The organism is Pedobacter changchengzhani, assembly GCF_004354365.1.
Classification (GTDB): Bacteria; Bacteroidota; Bacteroidia; order Sphingobacteriales; family Sphingobacteriaceae; genus Pedobacter; species Pedobacter changchengzhani.
This window is the reverse complement of sequence record NZ_SJCY01000008.1, coordinates 15,047-41,500: the sequence shown is the minus strand read 5'-3', so window position 1 is coordinate 41,500 and position 26,454 is coordinate 15,047. Positions and strand designations below refer to the sequence as shown.

Genomic DNA, 26,454 nt, shown 5'->3' with positions numbered 1-26,454 from the left:
GGTTTATTTGGGAGAGATTTGTTTTTGGAGGTCAAGTTGGTGTAAAAAGGGGGGGAGGATTTAATTGATTTCTTACCAACATATAATACCAGCTATGAAAGAGGTTAAAACCTTCTCTCTAAAAATAATGTTAATATCTATTCAAATAAGAAGCAATCTAATTCTAATATTTTTAGTATTTTAGTACACGATTCAAAACAAATCCAAACCAACAAAATCGTGTAATGAAGAAAATTTATTTTAGATATCGGGAGCATCCTGGAGGTTTTTTAAGAAATACTGATATTACCGAACTTCCTAATATCGATAATGATCTTGAAGATTTTCTAGTATGGTTTTTAAAAAATTATCAGTCTGATGATAGAGTAACCCAATTGGATGATTTGTACAAGCTTTTAGACGATGAATTTACAAATGAAAATGATAAAGCAGATTTTACTGAATCTTTGGGCGCATTGTCAGATAGAGAAATAGTAGAATTAATAAAGATAAAAGAAAAGGAACTCAAGGATGAAGCTTTTCAGAATTTTTACTCCCTTATTCTAAATGATAAAATTATAATAACTGAACATGTCGAAAATTAGTGATTGGACTAGAGAGCAAACAATTGTTGCTTTTAATGTTTATTGTAAAATTCCATTCAAAAGTAGTAGTAAAACTAATTCGACAATCATCAAATATGCAAACATAATTGGTCGAAGTCCATCTGCGTTGAATATGAAAGTTGGTAATTTCGGTCGTCTAGATCCAGAATTAAAAAAACAAGGTATAGTCGGCTTAGGTAATGGAAGCAAACTTGATGAAACAATTTGGAACGAGTTTAATGGAAACTGGGAAAAATTGGCTTATGAGAGTGAATTACTTATTGCGCAATTTCAAAATAAAGCCATCGAAGAAATAGTTGACTTCGATGTAGAATATTTTCCACAAGGAACGGAAAGAGAAACACTAATTAGAGTTAGAGTTAATCAATCTTTTTTCAGAAGCACAATTCTTGCTTCGTATAATCAAAAATGTTGTATTACGGGCTTATCTATCCCTGACTTCTTAGTAGCAAGTCACATTGTCCCTTGGAAAAAAGACAAGGCAAATAGGTTAAATCCTCATAATGGACTATGCTTGAACTCTATTCACGATAAGGCATTTGATAGAGGTTTTATAACTATTACACCAGACTTTAAAATCAAAATATCTGATTATTTTAAAGATTATTCTAAAGAAAATGCTGTTTCAGATTTATTTCTTAAATATGAAAACCAAACTATCACTCTACCAGATAAATTTCTACCATCTCAACATTTTCTAGATTTTCACTATCAAAATATCTTTCGTAAGTAATTTACGTAAAGGATTAAAGCGAAAATCCCAGGCCGCTTATGCCCACACAAATGTTGATTATTCATTCAGATTTAATGGTATATAAGCAAGCTTCCAGAATATTGTTTGTCAGCCCCATATCTTTTGAGAAAACTAAATATTAATCCATACCGAAATGAAAAAGTTTACTATCGCTTTAACAAGGGAATACATTGTTGAAATAGAAGCAATAAACGAAGATGATGCTAAACATTTCGTAGAATACTACGTTTCTGGTGGCAAAGATGATTCTATTGCAAGAACTCGTAAAAAGGAGAATTTCCGAATTATCGAAATTAAACCAGTATTGAATGAAACTTTAGTTATTTAAGAAACCGAATAGGATACATTTTGGCCTACACTACTCAGGTTTCGTTTCATGAAGCAAAATCGTTTCACGCCACCCTCAAACCCCAAATAAAACATAACATTCTCACAACCCAATTATTTTAAAGATATTTGCAAAATAATTTTTAAAGCAGAAAACGTGTCATTAGATAAATTAAAACTGAGTAAACCACTTGTCGCTTCCATGACGGATGCAGGTTTTTTAACACCAAAGGAAGTTCAAACCCGATCAATGTCTAGAATTTTAGGCGGACAAGATTTGCTAGTAGTAGGGCCAGAAGGCGTTGGAAAAACCACCACTTACGTGCTTGCTACGCTAATGAAACTAAAATATGCGTTTGAAGAAGCACCTCGTGCATTAATTTTAGTGCCCGATGCCGAGCATGTGGATCTTGTTTTAGCGCAATTTGAATTATTAAACAAAAATAAAACTTTTCGTATTCTAGGCATCGATAGTCGTGGTGCGGTTGATACGCAAATGAACGAAATTACCGACGGTTGCGATGTAATTGTCGCCGTACCCGATCGGGCGCGGGCATTGTATTTAAAACTCGCGTTAAATACCAATAAAATTCAACTTTTTATTGTAGATAATGCCGAACTAATTATTAAAAAAGGACTCCAGTTGCCCGTTGTAGAATTGGCAAATAGCGCATATAAAGCGCAACACCTTGTTTTTACGGAGTTGGTGCATGAGAAATTAACACTCATGATTTCGCCTTTTATGAAAGAATCTGCAACCACTATTGAGGTAGATGAGATTGGCGAAAAGGAAGCCGAAGTGTATCAACAAATGCTTTACATGGTGCCAAATTTTCGAACCAAGCTTAACCTTTTAACGCTGTTATTAAACGATGAAGAGGTTTTTGATAAAGTTGTTATTTTTGTAAATACCCGCTTAACGGCGCAAACGGTTTATAAAAACTTTAATCATACAAAAGAAGGAGAAATCAGCATTTACCGTTCTTTATTTTTCGATGATGCTGGCTACGATGATATTGAAGATTTTAAAGACAACCCAGATGCTAGGGTTTTAATTGTGGCTAACGAAAACTTGGGTGATTTAGATATTCAGGGTATTCCGATTGTGTTGCACTTAGAATTGCCCGATCAAAAAGAGACACTAATTCAGCGTATTGTTAAACGAGAGGCCGAAGAAGTGGTTTCTATAGTGTTTTCAACAGATATTGAATTAATTGAGGTTAAGAAAATTGAGCAAGCCGTTGGCGAGCGGATGGAAGTGATTGAGCTGCCCGAAGATTTAAAAATTGTGGATCCAGCGCCTAAAACCAAGAAGAAAAAGGGAGAGGAAGAAGATGCATCAGAACGTGGTCCTGCATTTCACGATAAAAAAGCCAGCAACCTTAAAAACTACAATTACAGTGCGGGCACGAAGGCGAAAATGACCTATAAAAATAAGAAGGGGTTATCGTAATTTACAATTCTATTGTTGGTGGATGATAGAAATGCATCTCTGATAAAAAATATTGAAATAAATCTCATTTTACGATCGTGGATGGTACTGCGTAATTACACCCCTTAAATAATCGCGGTCTATATGGGTATAAATTTCGGTTGTGGTAATACTCGAATGGCCCAGCATTTCTTGTACCGCTCTTAAATCTGCACCACCTTCAATCAGGTGCGTAGCAAAAGAATGGCGCAATGTATGCGGACTAATCGTTTTCTTCAAGCCCGTTACAACCGCTAAAGTTTTGATCAAATTAAAAATGGTAATGCGCGAAAGTTTAGCGCCAAAACGGTTTAGAAAAACAAAATCTTCATTTCCTTTTTTAATGTTGGCATGAACCCTAACTTTGTTTAAGTAAATATTAATAAGCTTTAAAGCCGTGGTTCCGATGGGTATTAATCGCTCTTTATTACCTTTACCAATTACTTTTATAAATTCTATTTGGGTATAAATATTCGAAATTTTAAGTTCGCATAACTCGCTAACCCTTAATCCACAACCGTATAAAACTTCAATAATTGCTTTATTGCGCATACCCTCTGGTTTCGAAGCATCAACAGCATCAATAATGCTATTAATTTCGTTAATATTTAGTGTATCTGGCAGTTTTCTGCCAAGTTTGGGCGCTTCAATTAATTCGGCTGGATTAACAATAATCACTTCTTCCAAAAGTAAATAATTAAAAAATGCTTTGAGGCCAGAAATTACTCTCGCTTGGGTGCTTGGTAACATACCAAGCTCGTTTAACCAAGAAATAAATTGTTTTAAATCGCTTATGCCAATGTCTTCAAGTTTAGCTTGTTTCTGTATCGAAATGAAATATTGCGCCAACTTATCAATATCGCTTAAATATGCGTAAACAGAATTTGCAGAAAGCGAGCGCTCTAATTTTAAATAACTCTTAAATCCGTTAATATATGATTGCCAAAGCATGATTTTATTTAAGATTTTTTATAACATTGCAACGTTACAATTTTTTAAGCTGATAACATCAATATTAAAACCAATGAAAATAATTTAGAAAGATGAAAATACAAATTATAAACGGTCCGAATTTAAATCTTTTAGGCGTTCGTGAACCATCAATTTATGGCAATACAAGCATAGAAGACTATATAAAGGAACTAAAAGAAGTGTATGCCATTATTGAAATTGATTATTACCAAAGCAACGTAGAAGGCGAAATTATAAACAAGTTACATGAGGTTGGCTTTAGTTATGATGGAATTATTTTAAATGCAGGTGGTTACACACATACTTCGGTTGCCATTGCCGATGCTATTGCGGCTATAAAAACGCCGGTAGTCGAAGTTCATATTTCTAATATTTACGCCCGCGAAGAATTTAGGCATGTATCGTTAACGGGTAAAAACTGCCAAGGTGTTTTAACAGGTTTCGGAATGAAAGGGTATAGGTTGGCGATTGAGAGTTTGTTAATTAAATAAATAACCCACATACAAGGTTCGAGGTATTGAATATATTTTAATAGGAGTAGTAATAGAAATATTTAACCTAACGAAATACATGAAGTTATACAGCGCAAAAGAAGTAAGACTTCCGTGTAAATCTGTATTTCTGTGGTAAAAAGTTAAATCTGTAAAATGAGAACGATTCGTTTTAAAACGTTTCCTTGTAGCAAATATTAAATACCAAGTCCTGAAAAATATTTGATTTTTCTTACAAAAAATGCCCAAACCACGCTGTTAGCATAAGTTCCTGTATGTTGTAAATAAGGTTTTTGATATAAAGTTCGTTTGTTGCCAGTTTTAAATAGTGCTTTTAAGAAATGATAATGACCTTTAGTTACTGCAACCGTAAATTTTGGTTTGCCGGTTAACAAAAAGTGCCACCAGGCCACAAAATCTATACACATTCTAATCGCAATGCGAAAATAAGCATCATTGGCAGGCAAATTTTTCTGCATAATCATCAGGTTATTCCTGAAATTAAGATAGGTTTTAAAGGGATTTTCAGTTTGTAAAGTGCCACCACCAACGTGAAATACTTCGGAATCGGCACAATACATAATTTTATAATTCAGGTTTTTTAAACGCCAGCACAAGTCGATTTCCTCCATGTGGGCAAACAAATCGGCATCTAAACCGCCTGCTTCTTTCCAACATTTGCTTTTAATAAAAAGCGCTGCACCGCTTGCCCAAAATACTTCTGTGGTATCGTGATATTGATTGCGGTCTTCCTCGTAAACATTAAATAATCGCCCACGGCAGAAAGGGAAGGCGTAAAGATCTAAAAATCCTCCAGCTGCCCCAGCATATTCAAATTGGCTTTTCTGATTGAAAGATTTTATTTTCGGCTGTGCTGCCGCAATCTGTTCATCGCTTTCCATTAAATTAATTACTGGTTTGATCCAATTGGGCGTAACTTCTACGTCCGAATTTAAAAGCACGTAATAATCTGCCTCAACCCGGGCTAAAATTTGGTTGTAGCCACCTGCAAAACCGTAATTAGTTGTATTACAAAGTATTTGTACAGTAGGGAAATTTTCCGTAATAAAAGCAACAGAATCATCGGTTGACGCGTTATCGCCAACAATTATTTGTAAATTATCGTACTCGCTAAGCAAAATGCTTGGCAAAAATTGTTGTAAAAAAGATTTACCGTTCCAGTTTAAAATTACAACAGCTACAGAAGGATTCGTCAAATTAATTCGGGTTTAAATTTCCAACGCTTATGGCTCCAAAGCCAATATTGTGGTTTTTCTTTAATAATATTTTCTAAAAATTTAAAGTGCAGGTTGGTTATTTCAAATTCTGCACTTTCTGCTGGCGCTAAACAAAGTGGAAATACTTCTACATTGTAATAACCTCTTTTAACAACGCTTACTTTAAAATAATAAACCGGGCGTTTAGTTTGCTTGGCTATTTTTTCTACACCCAAAAGCGCTGCAGTAGGCTGGTTTAAGAAGTCCAAAAAATATTTAGATTCTTCGCGGACAGGCGATTGATCGCTTGCAAAACACAGTAAAGTAGGTTCATTTTTATAGGTTGTAATGGCTCTTAAAGTTTGCCGCATGGCAATAAAAAGGTTGCCATATCGAGTTCTAAATTTATCAAACCAAGTTTCGAAAATTTTATTCTTTATTGGCTTGTAAATAACCATGGTTTTGCCCGTTAAACTTAATCCGAGCGCTAAGGTGCCAAGTTCCCAATTTCCATAATGCCCGGTACAAGCCAAAACACTTTCTCCTTTATCAAAATGATATTGAACTTGCTCCAATCCATTAAACTTCACTCTTTCAAGAATCTCTTTTTTCGAAATTGTGGTGAGTTGAATGACTTCAAATATTAAATCAGCCAAAAATTTGAAAAATTCTTTTTCTAATTTAATAATTTCCGATTTACTTTTTTGAGGAAAGGCATTGGTTAAATTCTCTCTAACTACTTTTTTTCTGTAGCCGATTAGGTAATAAAGGATATAATATAGTAATCTTGCAAAAAATAATAATACAGATAGGGGCAAAAGCGATAAAACGAAGAAAAAAAATACTCCAATATGCGCAATCCCTCTATTTATCATTATTTTTAGGTTTCTTAAGGTTACAAACATAAATCTTCAAATGCAAAATACCGCTATACTTCCATTATTTTATCTTGCACCGATAAATTATTTTAGCTTACTGAACAAAGTTAGTGATGATTTTTTAATAGAAAAATATGAACATTTCCCTAAGCAAACTTATCGTAATAGGATGAGTATTTTATCGCCGAATGGCAGGTTAGATTTAACTGTGCCTATTTTAAAGGGATCTAAAATGCGTACTAAAGCCCTTGATGTGCGAATAAGTAACGATTTTAAGTGGCAAAGGATGCACTGGATGAGTTTAGAAAGCTGTTATAGAAGTTCTGCTTATTTTGAGTTTTATGAGGATGATTTGGTTCCATTTTACACTAAAAAATTCGATTTTCTTTTCGATTATAATTTACAGATGACCGAATGGTTGGTTAAAAAACTGAAATTTAAGATGGATTTGAATTTTACGACTTCTTATAGCGACGAAGTATTGCCAGATTTAGATTTTAGAAATAAAATGAGCCCCAAAACAATGGATGAGCAACCAAACAACAAACCCTATTATCAAGTATTTGAAGATAGATTTGACTTTATGCCGAATTTGAGTATTGTCGATTTACTATTTAATCAAGGTCCGCACGCAAAAAATTATCTATAAAATTACGATGGCTAAAACTGCTAAACACAGACATAAAAATAAAAAGTACACACTTCCAAAACCTGGTGCTAGTCCGGGTTTGGTGTACACCGATGAGCACTCGTTAGAATCTGTAATTAAGTTGCACACCTATCACGCCGATTATTATAAAGAAGAGGCCCTGCCAGATTTAAATAATCTGAAGGAGGCTATTAATGATAAAAAATATACTTATTGGGTTGATATAAAGGGTTTTAAAACAGTTGAGTTGTTTGAAAGGTTGAGCGTTGATTTTAATATAAACAAACTTGTATTGGAAGATATTACAATGACTTACCAAAGGCCAAAATACGAAGAATACGATGGTTACGATTTTGCGGTAAGCCGAATGCTTTATATGGATAGCGAGCAAAATCTAATTAATGAACAATTATCTTTCATACTTACCGAAAACGTTTTATTTACGTTTCAAGATCGTTATGAAGACTGTTTGATACCTATTAGAAAGCGTTTAGAAATTGGTAAAGGAAATATTAGGATAGGTGGAAGTAGTTATTTAATGTATGCTTTAATGGATATTGTGGTTGATGAATATTTTGCCATTTTAGGTTTTTGGAGTGAAAACTTAGACGCCATTGAAGATCGTTTACTTGATAAACCCGACAAAACAATCATGTTTGATACGCAAACGATTAAACGTAATTTAATTACGCTAAGGCGTGTTGCATGGCCAGAAAGAGATAAAATGAACGATATTTTACGCTCAGAAAGTGAGTTGATTGATGTGAAAACGAAACTTTATTTACGAGATGCATACGATCATTGTATTCAAGTAATTGATATGGTAGAATCATTGAAAGAGATTTCGGCAAGTATTATTGATATGTATTTGTCGATTATCAGTAATCGGATGAACGAGATTATGAAGGTGTTAACGATCATATCTTCCATTTTTATACCACTAACCTTTATTGCCGGCATTTATGGAATGAATTTTAGTAGGGAAGACCCAGTTACCGGCAAGGTTCTACCACAAAATATGCCCGAGCTTTATGCCGCACATGGCTATTTGTACACCATGATTGGGATGTCTATTATTGCAGTATTGCAGGTGATCTACTTTTGGCGCAAAGGCTGGTTTAAATAATTTTTTTGGTCTATTTGCATGTAAATTTAAAGCTACTGGGATATGCAAGAAGATGAAGTTGTTGCTTTTCGTTCAGTTGAATAATGCCACCCCGTTGGGGTTTATTGGCGGAGCGCAGTTTTTGTTATAATAATATCAGCCCTACGGGCTTAAAATATCGTTTAATAAGTTTTGTGTATCAAAATAAAGCTACGCTGTGTTTAATTGGTAAGGAGTAACTATAGATTTACACGTAAGTATTTTTTGTGACTTTCCATTTTTATGAGCTAGTTTTAGGTCTAAGTGATGCACCAATCCCGAAGGGATGTAATTATCATAAAATTGGTTACATGCAACCAAAACCCCGAAGGTGGTGACATACGGAGGGATTTGATGAATGCGGCCATGATTAGTTAAGATATTACCCCCGTTGGGATTTATTGGCGGAGCGCAGTTTTTGTTATAATAATATCAGCCCTACGGGCTTAAAATATCGTTTAATAAGTTTTGTGTATCAACATAAAGCTACGTTGTGTTTTGTTGGTAAGGAGTAACTACAGATTTACACACAAATATTTTTTGTGACTTTCCATTTTATGAGCTAGTTTTAGGTCTAAGTGATGCACTAATCCCGAAGGGATGTAATTATTATAAAATTGGTTACATGCAACCAAAACTCCGAAGGTGGTGACATATGGAGGGATTTGATGAATACCACCATGATTAGTTACGATATTGCCACCCCGTTGGGGTTTATTGGCGGAGCGCAGTTTTTGTTATAATAATATCAGCCTTACGGGCTTAAAATATCGTTTTATCAGTTTTGTGTATCAAAATAAAGCTACGCTGTGTTTAATTGGTAAGGAGTAACTATAGATTTACACGTAAGTATTTTTTGTGACTTTCCATTTTTATGAGCTAGTTTTAGGTCTAAGTGATGCACTAATCCCGAAGGGATGTAATTATTATAAAATGGTTACATGCAACCAAAACTCCGAAGGTGGTGACATATGGAGGGATTTGATGAATACCACCATGATTAGTTACGATATTGCCATCCCCGTTGGGGTTTATTGGCGGAGCGCAGTTTTTGTTATAATAATATCAGCCTTACGGGCTTAAAATATCGTTTTATCAGTTTTGTGTATCAAAATAAAGCTACGTTGTGTTTTGTTGAAAAGGAGTAACTATCGATTTACACGTAAGTATTTTTTCTGACTTTCCATTTTTATGAGCTAGTTTTAGGTCTAAGTGATGCACCAATCCCGAAGGGATGTAATTATTATAAAATTGGTTACATGCAACCAAAACCCCGAAGGTGGTGACAAATAAAAACACCATTACAAAATTTTGTTCAATTAGTAGTGGCCGTTAACAAATACAAAAAAAGTTGTTGGCCGAAAATCTAAAAATTAATTAGATGAAAATATGTCTGATATTATCACTAATTTTAAGTTTAGTGTAAATTCTAAATCCCGAAGGGATGGAATTTTATGAAATAAAACGGATAAAGTCAAAACCCAAAGTATCGACATTAAATGAACAAGTATGCCAGGAACGTTTTCACAAATTTATATTCAAGTAGTATTCGCCGTCAAAGGCCGCGAAAATCTTATTGATCGGAGATGGAAAGATGAATTACATAAATATATCTCTGGTATTATCACTAACAAAGGGCAAAAATCAATTATTGTGAATGGAGTTTCAGATCACATTCACGTATTTGTTGGTTTAAAGCCTTCGATGGCAATTTCAGATTTGGTTAGAGACATTAAAAATAATTCGACTAATTTTATTAATGATAAAAAACTTATTAAAGGTAAATTTTCATGGCAAGAAGGCTATGGTGCATTTTCGTATGCGCATTCGCAAATAGATCAGGTTTACAATTACATTCTGAATCAAGAGCAGCACCATCGCGGAAAAACATTTAAAGAAGAATATTTGGAGTTTTTGACGAAATTTGATATTGAGTTTAATGAGGAATATTTATTTGATTGGATCGAATAATGCCACCCCGTTGGGGTTTATTGGTGGAGCGCAGTCCTCTTTATAATAATATCAGCCCTACGGGCTTAAAATATTGTTAAATATGTTTGGTGTATCAAGGTAAAGCTACTTTGTGTTTAGTTGGTAACGAGTAACTATAGATTTACACGTAAGTATTTTTTGTGACTTTCCATTTTTATGAGCTAGTTTTAGGTCTAAGTGATGCACCAATCCCGAAGGGATGTAATTATTATAAAATTGGTTACATGCAACCAAAACCCCGAAGGTGGTGACATACGGAGGGATTTGATGAATACGACCATGATTGGATCGAATAATGCCACCCCGTTGGGATTTATTGGTGGAGCGCAGTCCTCTTTATAATAATATCAGCCCTACGGGCTTAAAATATTGTTAAATAAGTTTTGTGTATCAAAATAAAGCTACGTTGTGTTTTGTTGGTAAGGAGTAACTATAGATTTGCACCCAAATATTTTCTGTGATTTTCAATTTTTATGAGCTAGTTTTAGGTCTAAGTGATGCACTAATCCCGAAGGGATGTAATTATTATAAAATTGGTTACATGCAACCAAAACCCCGAAGGTGGTGACATACAGAGGGATTTGATGAATGCGACCATGATTGGATCGAATAATGCCAGCCCGTTGGGATTTATTGGTGGAGCGCAGTCCTCTTTATAATAATTTCAGCCCTACGGGCTTAAAATATTGTTAAATAAGTTTTGTGTATCAAAATAAAGCTACGTTGTGTTTTGTTGGTAAGGAGTAACTATAGATTTGCACCCAAATATTTTCTGTGATTTTCAATTTTTATGAGCTAGTTTTAGGTCTAAGTGATGCACTAATCCCGAAGGGATGTAATTATTATAAAATTGACCACATACAACCAAAACCCCGAAGGTGGTGACATACTCCTCTTTATAATAATTTCAGCCCTACGGGCTTAAAATATGTTAAATGTGTTTCTTGTATAAAGATAAAGCTACTTTGTGTTTATTTGGTAACGAGTAACTAAAGAATTACACCCAAATATTTTTTGTGACTTTCTATTTTTATGAGCCAATGTTAGGTCTAAGTGATGCACTAATCCCGAAGGGATGTAAATATTATAAAATTGGTTACATGCAACCAAAACCCCGAAGGTGGTGACAAATAAAAACACCATTACAAAATTATATGTAAGTTAGCGGTTTATCAACCAATAATAAATTTGTAAAAAAAATCAATTAATGCGCTCAGTAAAATAAGCAACTAATTATCAATGCTATTTAAAAAATTTCAATTACCTTTTGCATTATAAAAAAATAAATTATGAGCTGGAAAGAAGAAAATAACACTTTAAAAAGAAGTTTCAAATTTAAAAATTTTGTCGAAGCTTGGGCTTTTATGACTAAAGTGGCAATGATTGCCGAGAAAATGGATCACCATCCAGATTGGAGTAATGTTTACAACATGGTACATATTACCCTAACCACTCACGATAAGGAAAATACCATTACAGAGAAAGATAAAGCCTTGGCTAAAAAAATTGATGAACTGCTAGGATAAAATTGTTGGTTTTGGCTTAGTACTTTTTTTGCTTAAAACTCAAAAAACTTTTTAAAAAAATTCCACGAGCCAAATTCTAAATCTCCAAAAAGCTTTTTTGATAGGTATAAATGGTTACTTTTTGCCTTTACAAAAATAAATTTTTTATACCTTAGTGCCCTATGCAGTCATTCGACTTAGACAAAACAGACGTATCAAAACTAAAATTTGCAATAAGTGGTGATAATGAACTCCTTAAGTCAACTTTAGCTGAATACCACGCATCTGAAATTGCTATTTTATTTGAGAGCATCACAAAAGAAGACCGCGAGCGGATTATTAATTTGCTCGATATCGAAACGGCTTCTGAGGTAATTTCTGAAATGCACGAAGAGGCACATCCCGAGGAATTACTGCTGCAACTTCACCCAGATAAACGTACAGAAATTGTAGAGGAGCTTGATTATGACGATGCTACCGACATTATTTCTCAGTTAGAAGAGCACGAACAAAAAGAAATATTAGGCGATTTAAGTGAAAACGATGCATCAAGTATCCGTAACCTGCTAAGTTACGATGAGGAAACTGCTGGTGGTTTAATGAATACCGATGTTATTCGGATTAATTTAAACCTAACTAAAAAAGATGCTATCGATGAAATTATCCGCCAAAGCGAAGAAATAGAAGAGTTTTATACCATTAACGTAATTGATGATGATAATATTTTTAAAGGTATTGTTTCGTTAAAAGATATTATAAAGGCCAAAGGCAATCCCAAAATAGCAGATATGGTAAATACCTCTGCAGTTTATGTAAATGCAAATACCGATCAAGAGGAAGTTGCAAAGCTTATCTCACAGTACAATTTAACCAGCATTCCGGTTGTTGATGATAAAATGCACTTATTGGGCAGGGTAACATTTGATGATGTAATTGATGTTTTGGAGGATGAAAATACCGAAGATTTTTTAAAAATATCAGGGGTTTCTGAGGATGAAGAGTTAAGTGGCAATTGGATTGATGCAGTAAAATCTCGTTTGCCTTGGCTAATAATCAACTTGGGTACTGCTTTTTTAGCATCTGCGGTTATTCGCCATTATGATGATGTACTTAAACAATTAGCCGTTTTATCTGCCTACATGGTTATCATTGCGGGTATGGGTGGTAACGCTGCAACACAAGCTTTAGCAGTAACAGTTAGGCGTATTTCATTATATGATTTAACTGATAATCAAGCTTATAGAACGGTTTTGAAAGAATTCTCGGTGGGTTTAATTAATGGAGCAGTAACGGGGCTCATTGTATTCCTTTTCGCTTATTTTTTCGATGCAAACCCGATGCTAGGCGTAGTTATTTTCTTGGCGATGACAGGAAATTTAGTGATTGCTGGGATAACTGGATCTAGCATTCCGTTGGTATTGAAAAGGTTTGGTATTGATCCGGCCATTGCTTCATCTATAATTATTACGACCTTTACCGATGTGTTCGGGTTTTTACTATTGTTAGGCTTGGCAAGTAAATTATTATTATAAAATTAACAACTTATAACGTATAAATAAAATTATGCAAACACTTAGGCACGATTGGAAAAAAGAAGAAATACAAGCAATTTATGATAAGCCATTTTTAGATTTGGTTTATGAAGCGGCTAGTATTCATCGTGAACAAAAAGACTACAATGAGGTGCAAATCAGCTCATTAATTTCTATAAAGACAGGTGGCTGTGCCGAAGACTGTTCTTATTGCCCGCAGGCGGCACGGTATAATACAGATTTAGAGGTAAAACCATTAATGCAAATTGGTGAAGTTATCACTGCAGCCGTTAAAGCAAAAGCGGGCGGTTCATCTCGATTATGTATGGGTGCTGCATGGCGCGAAGTTAGAGACAATAGAGATTTTGACCGCGTTATTGAGATGGTTAAAGCCGTAAACGATATGGATATGGAGGTTTGTTGTACACTAGGAATGCTTACCGAAAATCAAGCACAACGTTTGGCTGATGCAGGCTTATATGCCTATAACCATAACATTGATACTTCTGAAGAAAATTATGAAGAAATAATCTCAACACGCACTTTTGATGACCGTTTAAATACGATTAAAAATGTACGTAAAGCTAACTTAACGGTTTGTAGTGGCGGCATTATTGGGTTAGGAGAAACCAAGGAAGATAGGGTGGGCATGTTGCAAACTTTAGCCAATTTACCGCAACATCCAGAATCGGTACCTGTAAATGCGCTAGTACCTGTTAAAGGAACTCCGCTAGAAAATGAACCACGTATTCCTATTTGGGATATGGTAAGGATGATCGCAACCGCCAGAATTGTGATGCCACAATCAGTTGTACGATTATCTGCAGGTAGGAATGAAATGAGTACTTTGGAGCAAGCGTTTTGCTTTATGGCTGGAGCAAGTTCTATTTTCGCAGGCGATAAATTATTAACTACGCCAAATCCAGCATTTGCTGATGATATGATTATGTTTGAACTACTTGGATTAAAAACTAGAGATGCTTTTAAAAACGGCAGACCTGCAAATACGATAAAAGAAACGGTTTAGTATAAGCTTTTACAAGCAAAAAAGGTTGCAGAGTTGAATTAAATCAACTTTGCAACCTTAATTTTTTTTTCTACGATAGTCTCTAAACGGCCGTAACCCTAACTTCTATATTACCTCTTACGGCTTTCGAATACGGACAAGCACGATGTGCCTTTTCTGCTAATTGTTGTGCTTCTTCTTGCGAAATATTTGGAATATGAACATCCAAATCTGCTGATAATACAAAAGCATTTCTGTCTTTATTAAATGATACCAACACGTTAACAGTGGCTTCTGTAACATCTACGCCAGCATTTGCAGCTACAGAACCCAATGCACCCAGATAACAAGGTCCCCAAGCAGCGGCAAAAAGTTGCTCTGGATTTGTAGCACCACCTTGCCCATCTAATTCTTTAGGTTTTTTAACTTCAAAATCTAAAATTCCATCGCTAGATTTTACGTGCCCATCTCTTCCACCTACGGCTTTAACTTCTCCTGTATATAACTTTTCCATTGTTTTTTTTATTTTTAATTACAATTATAACAGCTTTATCAAAGAAATTGTTTGATGAAGAAAGCTGATAACTGCATATTACGATGTTTTTAAGTCAAAAAAGATTCGGTTTCATGTAAAAAACCAAATATCGATTTAAAATGAGTAAATCTTGTAAAGTATTGAATTGCAGTATATTATTCCGTTAAAAACACCTCTTATTTTATGTAATTCTATTCTATATAATCGCATCAAAACCTTGTTTCGTGTAAAAAAAGTAGTTATATGATTTTTCTCAAACTTTATGATATACTAAAGTCATAAGTTTATATCATACTATTAAATCATCCCTGATATGATACGTAAACTTATTGTAATTGCACTGGTAATATCAAATATTACGGTGAAGAATGCGTATTCTCAAAATTGTCCTGATAACATTGGATTTGAGAACGGAAATTTCCAAAACTGGAAAATGTCCACTGGTTACACAGAAATTGTGAACGGTAAAAACACCGTTGACTTGGCTGAGATAAGCTATGCTGTGACCGACCGCCACACAATTTTGAAAGACAGCAAGGTACTGGATCCCTACGGTAAGTTTGCTGTCGTTCCAAAAGATGGTGGCCATGTTGCGGTAAAACTTGGAAACGATGGTACTGGCGCTCAGGCAGAAGGAATTTCCTATCTACTTAACGTACCCTTAAATAAGCCAGAGTTTACTTTAACCTACCAGTATGCCGTGGTATTAGAGGATCCTAACCATGCGCCAGAAGAACAACCGCGATTTGTTGCCAGGGTAAAAGATTTATCTACTGGCCAATATATCCCTTGCGCATCGTTTGAATACATTGCAACTTCAAATTTGCCAGGTTTTAAAAAATCTACTGTTGATAGCACCGTTATTTATAAGGATTGGAGTGCGGTTACGATTAATTTATCTGGTTATCAGGGTAAACAACTTTTGTTGGAGTTTATAACTGCAGATTGTACTTTAAACGGTCATTTTGGCTATGCTTACGTTGATGTTAACAATACTTGTGGCGAATTAATTACAGGCAATAAATACTGTAAAGGTCTTAATGAAATGAACATCAGCGGACCAAGCGGTTATAAAGAATACAATTGGTATAACCAAGATCGTACTGTAAAGTATGGCACAGGGCAGGACCTCAAAATAAAACCTGCACCGGCCGAAGGCGCTTTAATATATTTAGATTTGGTTCCTTTTGATGGGTTTGGCTGTCCTAATACCATTACAGCCGTTGCTTCAAGTTTAGATTATCAAGTTCAAACCTTACAAAGAGACACGGTTTGTAGCGGTTCAATGGTAGATTTATTATCGAGCAAGTATATTTTGAACAAAACCGATGATTTTGATTACATGGTTTATGATGACAAAGACCTCACAGAGCTTGTAAATAAGCCAACCATTACACAAAGTAAAACTTATTATGTAAAAGCGACTAGTAAAAGTGGTTGCGAAACGATATCAACAATAGAAATCGCTATTTATGAATTAGAAAAAACAAGAATTATAAACCCTAGTATGGTTCGTTATAGTGAAAGTGTTGACATCACGAAAGACGAAATTTACGACACTAAATTGGTTGGCATTACCCGCACTTATTATACTGATAAAGACGCGCAAAGTATTTTAGACCATCCAGAGCACATTACAACCGCAGGTACTTATTATGCCAAATTAACGAGCAAATCAGGTTGCACCAAAATGGTATCTATAGAGGCAAAATTTATGGCAAAGCCGATGCTTATCGTTCAAAATCCAGCATCAGTTTGTGTACCAAATGAGGTTAATATCGCCGATCCTAATAATTTTAAAGCAAGCGACGAAGGTTTTAGCTTCAGTTTTTACGCGGATAAAGACTGCAAATTACAAATTAGCAACTCAGAAAAAATAGATAAATCTGGCACTTATTATTTAAAAGCCACACATACTAATGGTAGTATTGTTTTTGGTGAAATTACAGCTACAATAAATAGTTTGCCTACTATATCGGTTAAAAAGCCAATTGAAGTTTGTTATCCCCAAACTGTTAATTTAACAGATAAAACCATTTACAATGGCAGTACAGAGAATTGTGTTTATGCTTATTTTACTGATGCAGCGCTTACAAACAAGTTGAGCAGACCAAGTAGTGTAGATAAAACAGGTACTTTTTATGTTAAAATAACCAATTCTAGCGGTTGCGAAAGCTCGAGTAAAGTTGATGTTGTAATTAACGAACTGCCAACAATTATTGTTAACAAAACAGAATCAATATTTGATGATGAGTATATAGATTTAACAGCACCAAAAATTATTGCTGGCAGTAAAAACTATGTTTCGGAAGGTTATTTTTTAGATTCTGACTTAAGAACTGCAATTGCCGATCCATCAAAAGTTAACAAGGGTGGCGTATATTATATTTCTCTTACAAATAAAACTGGCTGTTCCGTATCTGCACCAATTCAAATTAACATTATACCTACACCCAAAATTTTGGTTCCAACTGCATTTACGCCACAAGGACAAAACAACAATCGGCTATATCCATTTTTAATCGGCATACAAAGGTTGGTAAGCTTTAAGGTTTTTAACAAATGGGGCATTTTGGTTTACGAAACTAATACGTTGCAAAACTCGGGCTGGGATGGACAGTTCAAAAATAAATTACAACCTTTCGAAACGTTTTCATGGTTTGCTGAAGCAGTAGATTTAAAGGGAAGTATTTGTCAATCAAAAGGTAAAACAGTGATGATTTTATAATTATGAAAAAGACAATATTTTTAATATCATTCTCGGTGTTGTGGATAACAGCATTTGCACAAGACCCAAAGTTTTCGCAGTATTTTGCATCGCCACTATCGCTAAATCCAGCAAATACAGGCTTTTTTGATGGTGAGTATCGCTTTGCGTTAAATACCAGGCAACAATGGGGCAATTTGGGCGATCCATACAATACCTACAGCGCTTCTGCAGACGTGAAACTAGTTCAAGATGAGAACTTTACCAACAGTGTTTTTAGTGTTGGTTTAAGTGGCTTGTTTGATGAATCGTTTAACAAAGCATTAAAGTCTCAATACTTAAGTGCGAGTGTTTCGTACTATCAATATTTAGATGGAAATCACCAATTCAAATTTGGAATAGCGCCACAAATTTCTTACGTATCTAAATACCTCGATTACAATAAGCTTACGTTCGCATCGCAATATAGCGACGGTGATTTTAACATGGCACTGCCAAATTATCTAGATCTAAAAAATGATAAAACAAGGTATTTTGATTTAAACTTCGGAGCTAACTTTTCGGCTACATTCGATCAGGCAAGTTTCGTAGTTGGTGTTTCCCTTTATCACATCACAAAACCTTCAGAAAGCTTGTTTAAAAACTCATCTGAGATTGTTCCTTATCGCAAAACAGTAAATTTTGGTATGTTCTACAACATTAACAACAATTTAGATATGAATGTATCTGGGATATATACAAAACAAAAAGTAAATACCGATACCATGTTGGGTACCGTTTTAGGTTTTAGAATGAACGATGACAACAGGGTAAAATTAAATGCAGGACTTTGGTATAAGTTTAACGAATCATCGGTTTTTCCATATTTGGGCGTAACGATGGGTAATTTAACAGCAGGCGTAAACTATACGGTTTATTCTAATCGAGAAAATAATGCCACGCCTCGCACTTACGAAATTTCATTAATATACAGACAAAATAATTTTAAAGGTTACAAAGTATCATGCCCTAAATTTTAAATTATGAAAAAATACTTGATTTTACTCGCATTAACAATGATCACCACAGTATTATTTGCGCAACAATCTAATAAAGTGATTGATTATCAATATTTAAGAGATGGTAAATCATATTGTGCGTTTGAAATTTACAAATCCAATGCGGATACAAATTCAGATCGAGTTAACTTAAGTTTTACAGCCAATGCCGAATACAGTAAGGTAGAGAAAATATCAATTAAAACTGGCGACCAGCAAATTAAAATAAGCTTTAAAGTTAACGATCAAACAAACTCGTCTGATAAAAAAGATCTAAAAAGCTACCAAATAACTATCGATAAAAAAGACTTATTAAAAATAGAAGATTGCGATGCGAAAATAGTTTTTAAATTAGATAATGGACAAACCTATTCATTACCTTTTTATGCATGCAAATATAAAAGCGCTTTATAACAAGTTAAATTTTAATTACAAAAGATAGTTTGTAAATATCGTAAGCTACTTTTTGGATTAAGTCAAACTGCTCTGGAACCATTTCTTCGCCTGTTTTAACAACTGAAGCGTTGGTAGGGAGCCTTATTAATGGTACATTTTCAATCGCTGCTTTTCCCGTTAGGAAATTATTAACCGATGTATCTAAAAGGTAAATGGTGTTTTTCGCCATTGGCAATAAACCATCATAGTTATCTAAATTAGAAGCACTTTCGCGGTTGTAAAGTGATAATGATGCCACGTAAGAAGATAAAAGATGACTGAGTGCTGTAAACTGATGTACTTCTTTAATAAACATTTGTTTGCTTTTTGGTTCTGAAAACATCCGTTGGAAAAGTGATGCCAAATTAGCGGTATTTACATAAACCTCTTTTCGGGCAACTTTATAATTTGTTCTATCATAATCCTTTTCAAAATAGAGTTTGATTACTTGTTCGTAATAGGCCTTGTTTGCATTTAACATGTCGACCATGGCCGATTTTAACTTCTCGTGTTCCCAAGTTGGGAACAGCAAGTAGCTTCCGATTAATGCAATACCAGAACCTATAAAAGTATCATATATCCGTTCTTGCGCCAGCGCCATGGTTCCAATACCTAAAAAATCGAATAATATTAAAATATAGGGCGTCATAAATAACACACTTATTACATAGTTTTTCCGCTGAAAACTGTAGCAACCAATCATGCAAACCAACAAAATAGCGAACAGTGTATTTCTATCGGTAATGTAGTTTATTACTGCTGCACCAACGAGTGCGCCAATTACCGTACCGATTAAACGCTGATAATTTCTTTGTTTAGTAAGCGTATATCCCGGCTTGGAAATGACAAGGATGGTTAACAAAATCCAATAACTGTGCGACAAGGTTAAAAGTTGGGCGATAATAAAGCCAACCATCATCACTACAGAAACCCTTAAAGAATGCCTAAATGTAGAAGAGCTGTAAGTTAAATTTTCTGTAAAAAGTTCAAAATCTATTTTTTGGCGGGTGATAAATTTTTCCGAATCAATCTTTTCATGTCTAATTTCTTTACTTTCTCTAACTCTAAAATAACTATGAATCGTTTTTACACGCGATAGAATATTCTCAATATTAACTTCAATATTTTTTAAAGCAATAATGCCTAATGTGTTGTATTTGTTATCGATGTTGTTTTCTTCTAATTCGTTTATTCGCTTTCTCAATCGTTCAATCTCAATTAGCAACCGCTTAGAAATTACAGGTTTTCGGCCACTTTTAAGCGCAAAAGCAATATCATCCAAGGCATACGAAACGCGCTTAATGGCCATTTCATAATCAGCTAATATTCCCGAAGAATCAAACTGCTCGTGCAATTGGTTGTAATTGTAATAGGTGGACATTACCTGTTCAAACAAATCTACCATATCTATAAAAACCAACAGTAAAAATCTTCCTTCAGGGGTAGAGTCTCTAATAATTTCGCGGGTTTTAAAAAGCAGTTCTCTAACGGCATCCTGTTTCTCGTGCACTAAAACCTGTAGTTGCAATAAATCTGCATAGGTTTTTTCGTAGTTGTTGTTGCGGTGATAGAACTTGGCTTTTTCTCGTAAGAAATCGGCCACTTCGCTAACCGATTCACTTAATGATTGCTGTACCATCCGGTAAGGCCGAATTCTGTACACCATGTAACTCAGCACAGTGTACCAAATGCCACCAATAAATATAAATAGAGAATACAGCAATACATCTTGCCAAGGCCTAATGTCATCAATACTTAATACAATTATTAAAAGCGTTGCCGTACCAATTGATGCTGCTCTAAGTCCATATATATAAAACATAGAAAATACAAAACTCGAAGCCATCAATACAAAGCCGATAAAAAAGTGGTTTTTATTGGTCAGCCCTGTTAATATAGAAAACACGGTAATTAAAACGGTGGTAATTAACATGGCATTTCTCCGGTGAAACATTGGCCCCGGACTATCAACAATACTTACACATAATGCACCTAATGATAATGTTAAGCCAATTTTGAGCATGCCAAACTGCGCTAAAATTAGAGAGGGCAGGAGTACACCAATCGTAATGCGAATCCCATCGGCAAAATAAGTGCTGAGTAGAAAATCTTGAATGGTGCGTATAGGTTGCCTGATTTGCATAATTACAAAATTAACATAATAACAAAATATTTCTATTTAATTTATGTTATTGCTTCAATTATTCTTCTTTTTGGTTGATTTTGAAACCCCAATTTAAAAATTTGCCATTAGTTTGTTATTTTGCCACAAAATAAAATTACAATTTAAGTAATGGGCTCCTTCCTTTCTCTATATCTCGTTTACATTTTAATCAGAATCGGCAACAAATTTCTCGATAAAGATCATACCAAAGATTTAAAAGATGAAAGTCTTTATGATGGACAAAAAAATCTGCTAAACTTTTATCCATTAGTTTTTCACATCGTAATTACTTTTTTAATAATCTTCTCCAGTTTTTCGCCAAGTTTATTAAATGGAGAAAAAATTCATGCGCTAGTAGCTGATGGAATTTTCCAATTTGTAAGCACTGCATTAATTTTTCTAATTAGCTTAATCAATCCATTTCAATCTTTTTCGCCAGAAACGCGCACTAAGTTAGAAGCTTGGGATGTTAAGGATAAGGCATTTGTAGAATGGCTTTTAAAAGGAAGAAATTGGCAGTTGGTAAAATTAGCACTCTGTTTATTGTTGATTACCTATTTTATATATAGTGGCTATTTAGTTCTTCCTAAACTCAATAATGGTCTCGTATCTGATGTCGCGATTGTATTGATTTCCATATTCATATTTGGAAATGTTTTACAACTGATCCGCAACCCCGTAAATTTTAAACATGCTACATTATTTCGTTTATCGATGTTATATCGATCTATAAAAAAATCATTGATTATCTCCGGTGCTATTATTCTTGCCGTATTGTTATTTACTACCTTATTAAAAATAGACACCGAAAAATTAGTTAATTTAGAAGGCATCGCACTTCTGGTTTATAACGTTGTAATGGTTTATAATGAATATAAAGTACTCGAGGCCTAATCAAATACTAAATTAATGGTATTTTCTTAATGTTTTTACAGCGATAATTAAGCCTATAAATGTTAAAATAGCACTTAAAATAAATGGTGCTCCAGGGAAATAGAAGGGTGTTCCATCTTGAATGAAGTAAACAAAAATATGGCTTGCAACAAAAGGACCAATAATGGCCGCTAAACTCTGCAAACTTGTGGTAATACCTTGAATTTCACCTTGTGCATTTTCAGGCACTTGGTTAGAAATTATACTCTGCATTGCTGGTCCGCCAATGCCTGCTAAACAATATGGAACGATGAAAAGCATCATCATTAACCCGCTAGAAGCGAATGCAAAGCATACAAAACCAATAATATATAAAGTTAGGCCAATATAAATTGCTTTTCTATTTCCGATTTTCGGGATGATTACCCGAATTAAGCCGCCTTGAACGATGCCCATTACCAAACCAACAACACCTAAAGAATAGCCAATCATGGTAGAATCCCATTGGAATTTTTCGATTACGTAATATGACCAGTTTGATTGTACCGAATGACTTGCAATATATAATAATAGGAGGGTGGCCAATAAACCTATAATTGCCGGATATTTTGATGCATTAGCGATGGAACCAATCGGATTGGCTCTTTTCCAAGAAAATTTTCTTCTGTTTGCTTTTGATAGAGACTCTGGCAGGATGAAATAGCCATAAATCCAATTTACCAAAGCCAGTCCTGCAGAAATCATAAAAGGCACGCGGAGGCCATAAGTACTAAATAATCCACCTATTACAGGGCCAAGAATAAAGCCAACGCCAAAAGCTGCGCCAACCATACCGAAGTTTTGTGCCTTCTTTTCAGGTGGAGATATATCTGCAATATAGGCCATTGCAGTAGTAAAACTCGCACCAGTTACGCCAGCGATGATCCTACCGATAAACAGCCAGAAAATTGTTGGCGCAAAAGATAGGAAAATATAATCGATACCTAAGCCAAATAGAGAAAAAAGCAAAACAGGTCGGCGCCCGTATTGATCGCTCAAACCGCCCATTATTGGCGAAAATATAAATTGTGCAAGCGCGAAGGCCACCATTAAATAGCCACCGTAATCTGCAGCTGCACTTACACTTCCCCCGGTAAATTCTTGAATTAATTTGGGTAAAACGGGTATAATAATTCCAAATCCCGTAAAGTCAATCAACAATGTAATCATAATGAAAACCATTGCCGACTGTTTCTTTTTTTCCATTTACTTTTTAGTTAATGCACAAAAATATAATTTTATTCTTGTCATTATATACAATTCATCAACTTTGCAAAAGCTAATACTTAAATATTTATGCTTGCTGGTGTGCGAATACAATTAGCAACAATTAAAAAAATAATGAAATTAAAACCACATCTAATACTCCTCTTAGTTATCCAAAAAGATTTGGCATAAAAAAACATCTAATGTGGTTCAAAACTTTTCCACAATGCCTTATTTCGCTATATTTTTGTTAAATTCGCAAGGTTATAATAATACCTTTTTTAAATATCGTTTTTGATAACGAGAATAATAATTTATGGCAGAAGATTTAGAAAATCAGCAGAACGACAAGATTATCCAAATTAATATAGAGGAGCAAATGAAATCAGCCTACATTGATTATTCAATGTCGGTAATTGTTTCAAGGGCTTTACCTGATGTACGTGATGGATTAAAACCGGTTCATCGCCGTGTTTTATTCGGCATGCTCGATCTTGGTGTAACTAGTAATAAACCACATAAAAAATCAGCCCGTATTGTGGGCGAGGTTTTAGGTAAATATCACCCACATGGTGATGCATCTGTTTATTTCACGATGGTTCGTATGGCTCAAGATTGGAGTTTACGTTACCCAATGGTAGATGGACAGGGAAACTTTGGTCACATTGATGGAGATTCGCCTGCAGCAATGCGTTATACTGAGGCTCGTTTCTCAAAAATGGCCGAAGAAATGCTTGCTGATATTAATAAAGATACGGTTGATTTTCAGCTAAACTTTGATGATACGTTGCAAGAACCAACGGTTTTACCAGCTAAAATTCCAAACCTTTTGGTTAATGGATCTAGCGGAATTGCCGTAGGTATGGCCACTAATATGGCACCACATAATTTAACCGAATGTATTGATGGTATTGTAAACTATATTGATAATAGAGACATTACCATTGAGGAATTAATGAAGTTTGTAAAAGCGCCAGATTTTCCAACAGGTGGAATTATTTATGGTTACACAGGCGTTAAAGATGCTTTTGAAACTGGTAGAGGACGTATTGTTATGCGTGCAAAGGCAGAAATCGAAAATATTAAAGACCGTGAGGTAATCATTGTTACAGAAATTCCTTACCAGGTTAACAAAGCCATGATGATTGAGCGAACTGCTGAATTGGTAGGCGAAAAGAAATTGGAAGGTATTTCTAACATTAAGGATGAATCAAATAAAGACGGAATACGCATTGTTTATGAAATAAAGCGCGATGCAAATGCATCAGTAGTTTTAAACAATCTATACAAGTACACTGCTTTACAAACTTCTTTTAGTGTAAACAATATTGCATTGGTTAAAGGCCGTCCGCAAATGTTAAATTTAAAAGATTTAATTGTACATTTTGTTGATCACCGCCATGATGTTGTTGTTCGCCGTACCAAGTATGAATTAGCAGAAGCGGAAAAAAGAGCACATATTTTAGAAGGTTATTTAATTGCTTTAGATCATTTAGATGAAGTTATTAAATTAATTCGCGCCTCTCAAACGCCAGACGAAGCCCGCGTAGGTTTAATAGAAAAATTCGGTTTAAGCGATATTCAAGCTCGAGCAATTTTGGATATGACTTTACGCCGTTTAACTGGACTTGAACGCGATAAAATAAAAGAAGAATATGCTGAATTGATGAAAACCATCGAATACTTGCAATCTATTTTAGCAGATGAAGGTTTGCGTATGCAGATTATTAAAGATGAATTGGCAGAAATACGTTTGAAATTTGGTGATGAGCGTAGAACAACCATTATTCATTCTGCTGAAGATATGAGTATGGAAGATTTTATCGATGATGAAGAAGTTGTCATCACAATCTCTCATGAAGGTTATGTTAAGCGTACGCCAGCAACAGAATTTAGAGCGCAGGGTAGAGGTGGAAAAGGTTCGAAAGGAAGCAACTCAAGAAATGAAGATTTTATTGAACACATGCTTGTTGCAACCAACCATAATTACATGTTATTCTTTACAGAAGCCGGCAGGTGTTTCTGGTTAAGGGTTTACGAAATTCCTGAAGGCTCAAGAACGAGTAAAGGTAGAGCGATTCAAAATATCATCAATATACCAAAAGACGAAAAAATTAAGGCTTATATAAAAGTTAAAAACCTTAAAGATCAAGAGTATTTAGAGAATAATTTTATCATTATGTGTACTAAAAAAGGTACCATAAAGAAAACATCTTTAGAATCTTATTCTCGTCCGCGTGTTAACGGTATTAACGCAATTAACATTAACGAAGGTGATGTTTTATTAGAGGCATGTTTAACCAACGGACAAAGTGAAATTGTAATGGCACTGCGTTCTGGCAGGGCAATACGTTTTAATGAAAGTACGGTACGCCCGATGGGTAGAACAGCTACAGGCGTTCGTGGTGTTAGATTAGCACATGATAAAGATGAGGTTGTGGGTATGATTGCCATTAACAATCCTGAAGTTACGGTGTTGGTTGTTTCAGAAAAAGGTTACGGTAAAAGAACAGACATTGAAGATTATCGTGTAACAAATAGAGGTGGTAAAGGTGTAAAAACCATTAACGTAACTGAAAAAACCGGGCAATTAGTTTCTATAAAAGACGTTACCGATAACGAAGATTTAATGATTATCAACCGTTCGGGTATTGTAATCAGAATTCCGGTTGCTGCTTTAAGGGTAATGGGTCGTGCAACTCAGGGCGTTAAATTAATCTCGTTAAAAGGCGATGATGAAATTGCATCTGTAACCAAAATCGATCACGAAGAGGATGAAGAAGAAGCAGTTGATTTGGCAGATGTATTAGTGGTTGATGGTGAGGAATTGGAAGTAGATAACACTGCAGAAGCCGAAGAACCGGGAGACGACGAAAGTGAAGCAGATGACGAAACAAAAGAAGAAAACTAATCAT

Annotated in this window: 22 protein-coding genes; 16 read left to right on the top strand and 6 right to left on the bottom strand. The window is 34.8% G+C overall.

What is annotated here, in order from left to right:
- The first annotated feature begins 224 nt into the window (after window positions 1-224).
- The 4 genes from EZJ43_RS11690 to EZJ43_RS11675 all read left to right on the top strand — a co-directional run bounded on the left by EZJ43_RS11690 (window position 225) and on the right by EZJ43_RS11675 (window position 3,139).
- On the top strand, window positions 225-584 hold the full coding sequence (locus EZJ43_RS11690; RefSeq protein WP_133262902.1) for a hypothetical protein: 360 nt from the start codon (window positions 225-227) through the stop codon (window positions 582-584).
- Window positions 571-1,338: an HNH endonuclease gene (locus EZJ43_RS11685; RefSeq protein ID WP_133262901.1), complete on the top strand. Its 768-nt coding sequence runs from the start codon at window positions 571-573 to the stop codon at window positions 1,336-1,338. The genes EZJ43_RS11690 and EZJ43_RS11685 overlap by 14 nt, the downstream gene beginning before the upstream one ends.
- 154 nt (window positions 1,339-1,492) lie before the next feature.
- A complete protein-coding gene (locus EZJ43_RS11680; RefSeq protein WP_133262900.1) occupies window positions 1,493-1,687 on the top strand; it encodes a hypothetical protein in 195 nt (64 codons plus the stop codon).
- Window positions 1,688-1,843: 156 nt separating this feature from the next.
- Window positions 1,844-3,139 (top strand): DEAD/DEAH box helicase, encoded by a 1,296-nt coding sequence (locus EZJ43_RS11675; RefSeq protein ID WP_133262899.1) that lies wholly within the window; start codon window positions 1,844-1,846, stop codon window positions 3,137-3,139.
- A gap of 69 nt (window positions 3,140-3,208) precedes the next feature.
- On the opposite strand, the gene xerD is transcribed toward EZJ43_RS11675, so the two are convergent.
- Window positions 3,209-4,108, bottom strand: a complete 900-nt coding sequence (gene xerD / locus EZJ43_RS11670; protein WP_133262898.1) for a site-specific tyrosine recombinase XerD — start codon at window positions 4,106-4,108, stop codon at window positions 3,209-3,211.
- A 92-nt stretch (window positions 4,109-4,200) separates the two neighbouring features.
- Here xerD and aroQ point away from each other — a divergent pair, with 92 nt between their 5' ends.
- The gene (aroQ, locus tag EZJ43_RS11665; protein ID WP_133262897.1) at window positions 4,201-4,620 is read left to right on the top strand and encodes a type II 3-dehydroquinate dehydratase; all 420 of its coding nucleotides are present in this window, start codon (window positions 4,201-4,203) and stop codon (window positions 4,618-4,620) included.
- A 197-nt stretch (window positions 4,621-4,817) separates the two neighbouring features.
- Here the strand turns inward: aroQ and EZJ43_RS11660 are convergent, their stop codons facing one another.
- Entirely contained in the window at window positions 4,818-5,837 is a 1,020-nt protein-coding gene (locus tag EZJ43_RS11660; protein WP_133262896.1) for a glycosyltransferase family 2 protein, read from the bottom strand.
- Window positions 5,834-6,712, bottom strand: a complete 879-nt coding sequence (locus EZJ43_RS11655; RefSeq protein ID WP_133262895.1) for a lysophospholipid acyltransferase family protein — start codon at window positions 6,710-6,712, stop codon at window positions 5,834-5,836. Before EZJ43_RS11655 ends, EZJ43_RS11660 begins: the two co-directional genes overlap by 4 nt.
- Window positions 6,713-6,752: 40 nt before the next feature.
- Between EZJ43_RS11655 and EZJ43_RS11650 the strand changes: the two genes are divergently transcribed.
- The 6 genes from EZJ43_RS11650 to bioB all read left to right on the top strand — a co-directional run bounded on the left by EZJ43_RS11650 (window position 6,753) and on the right by bioB (window position 14,564).
- Entirely contained in the window at window positions 6,753-7,364 is a 612-nt protein-coding gene (locus tag EZJ43_RS11650) for a WbqC family protein (RefSeq protein ID WP_133262894.1), read from the top strand.
- 7 nt (window positions 7,365-7,371) lie between these two features.
- Complete coding sequence (corA, locus tag EZJ43_RS11645; RefSeq protein WP_133262893.1) at window positions 7,372-8,490, top strand: magnesium/cobalt transporter CorA; 1,119 nt, start codon at window positions 7,372-7,374, stop codon at window positions 8,488-8,490.
- A gap of 1,527 nt (window positions 8,491-10,017) precedes the next feature.
- A complete protein-coding gene (gene tnpA, locus EZJ43_RS11640; RefSeq protein WP_133262892.1) occupies window positions 10,018-10,479 on the top strand; it encodes an IS200/IS605 family transposase in 462 nt (153 codons plus the stop codon).
- A 1,310-nt stretch (window positions 10,480-11,789) separates the two neighbouring features.
- Complete coding sequence (locus tag EZJ43_RS11635) at window positions 11,790-12,026, top strand: 4a-hydroxytetrahydrobiopterin dehydratase (RefSeq protein WP_133262891.1); 237 nt, start codon at window positions 11,790-11,792, stop codon at window positions 12,024-12,026.
- 161 nt (window positions 12,027-12,187) lie between these two features.
- On the top strand, window positions 12,188-13,537 hold the full coding sequence (gene mgtE, locus EZJ43_RS11630; protein ID WP_133262890.1) for a magnesium transporter: 1,350 nt from the start codon (window positions 12,188-12,190) through the stop codon (window positions 13,535-13,537).
- A gap of 31 nt (window positions 13,538-13,568) precedes the next feature.
- Window positions 13,569-14,564 (top strand): biotin synthase BioB, encoded by a 996-nt coding sequence (gene bioB / locus EZJ43_RS11625; protein ID WP_133262889.1) that lies wholly within the window; start codon window positions 13,569-13,571, stop codon window positions 14,562-14,564.
- A gap of 82 nt (window positions 14,565-14,646) precedes the next feature.
- On the opposite strand, the gene EZJ43_RS11620 is transcribed toward bioB, so the two are convergent.
- Entirely contained in the window at window positions 14,647-15,057 is a 411-nt protein-coding gene (locus tag EZJ43_RS11620) for an organic hydroperoxide resistance protein (protein WP_133262888.1), read from the bottom strand.
- Between the two features lie 334 nt (window positions 15,058-15,391).
- Here EZJ43_RS11620 and EZJ43_RS11615 point away from each other — a divergent pair, with 334 nt between their 5' ends.
- From EZJ43_RS11615 to EZJ43_RS11605, 3 genes are read left to right on the top strand one after another with little or no spacing between them, the layout of a single operon-like run.
- A complete protein-coding gene (locus tag EZJ43_RS11615; RefSeq protein ID WP_133262887.1) occupies window positions 15,392-17,806 on the top strand; it encodes a gliding motility-associated C-terminal domain-containing protein in 2,415 nt (804 codons plus the stop codon).
- Window positions 17,807-17,808: 2 nt separating this feature from the next.
- Complete coding sequence (locus EZJ43_RS11610) at window positions 17,809-18,804, top strand: PorP/SprF family type IX secretion system membrane protein (protein WP_133262886.1); 996 nt, start codon at window positions 17,809-17,811, stop codon at window positions 18,802-18,804.
- A gap of 3 nt (window positions 18,805-18,807) precedes the next feature.
- The gene (locus tag EZJ43_RS11605) at window positions 18,808-19,236 is read left to right on the top strand and encodes a hypothetical protein (protein ID WP_133262885.1); all 429 of its coding nucleotides are present in this window, start codon (window positions 18,808-18,810) and stop codon (window positions 19,234-19,236) included.
- A gap of 4 nt (window positions 19,237-19,240) precedes the next feature.
- On the opposite strand, the gene EZJ43_RS11600 is transcribed toward EZJ43_RS11605, so the two are convergent.
- Window positions 19,241-21,400, bottom strand: a complete 2,160-nt coding sequence (locus tag EZJ43_RS11600) for an FUSC family protein (RefSeq protein ID WP_133262884.1) — start codon at window positions 21,398-21,400, stop codon at window positions 19,241-19,243.
- 150 nt (window positions 21,401-21,550) lie between these two features.
- Between EZJ43_RS11600 and EZJ43_RS11595 the strand changes: the two genes are divergently transcribed.
- Window positions 21,551-22,315, top strand: a complete 765-nt coding sequence (locus EZJ43_RS11595; RefSeq protein ID WP_133262883.1) for a hypothetical protein — start codon at window positions 21,551-21,553, stop codon at window positions 22,313-22,315.
- 12 nt (window positions 22,316-22,327) lie between these two features.
- On the opposite strand, the gene EZJ43_RS11590 is transcribed toward EZJ43_RS11595, so the two are convergent.
- Complete coding sequence (locus EZJ43_RS11590; protein WP_133262882.1) at window positions 22,328-23,539, bottom strand: TCR/Tet family MFS transporter; 1,212 nt, start codon at window positions 23,537-23,539, stop codon at window positions 22,328-22,330.
- Between the two features lie 316 nt (window positions 23,540-23,855).
- Here EZJ43_RS11590 and gyrA point away from each other — a divergent pair, with 316 nt between their 5' ends.
- Window positions 23,856-26,450, top strand: a complete 2,595-nt coding sequence (gyrA, locus tag EZJ43_RS11585; protein ID WP_133262881.1) for a DNA gyrase subunit A — start codon at window positions 23,856-23,858, stop codon at window positions 26,448-26,450.
- Window positions 26,451-26,454: the final 4 nt, after the last annotated feature.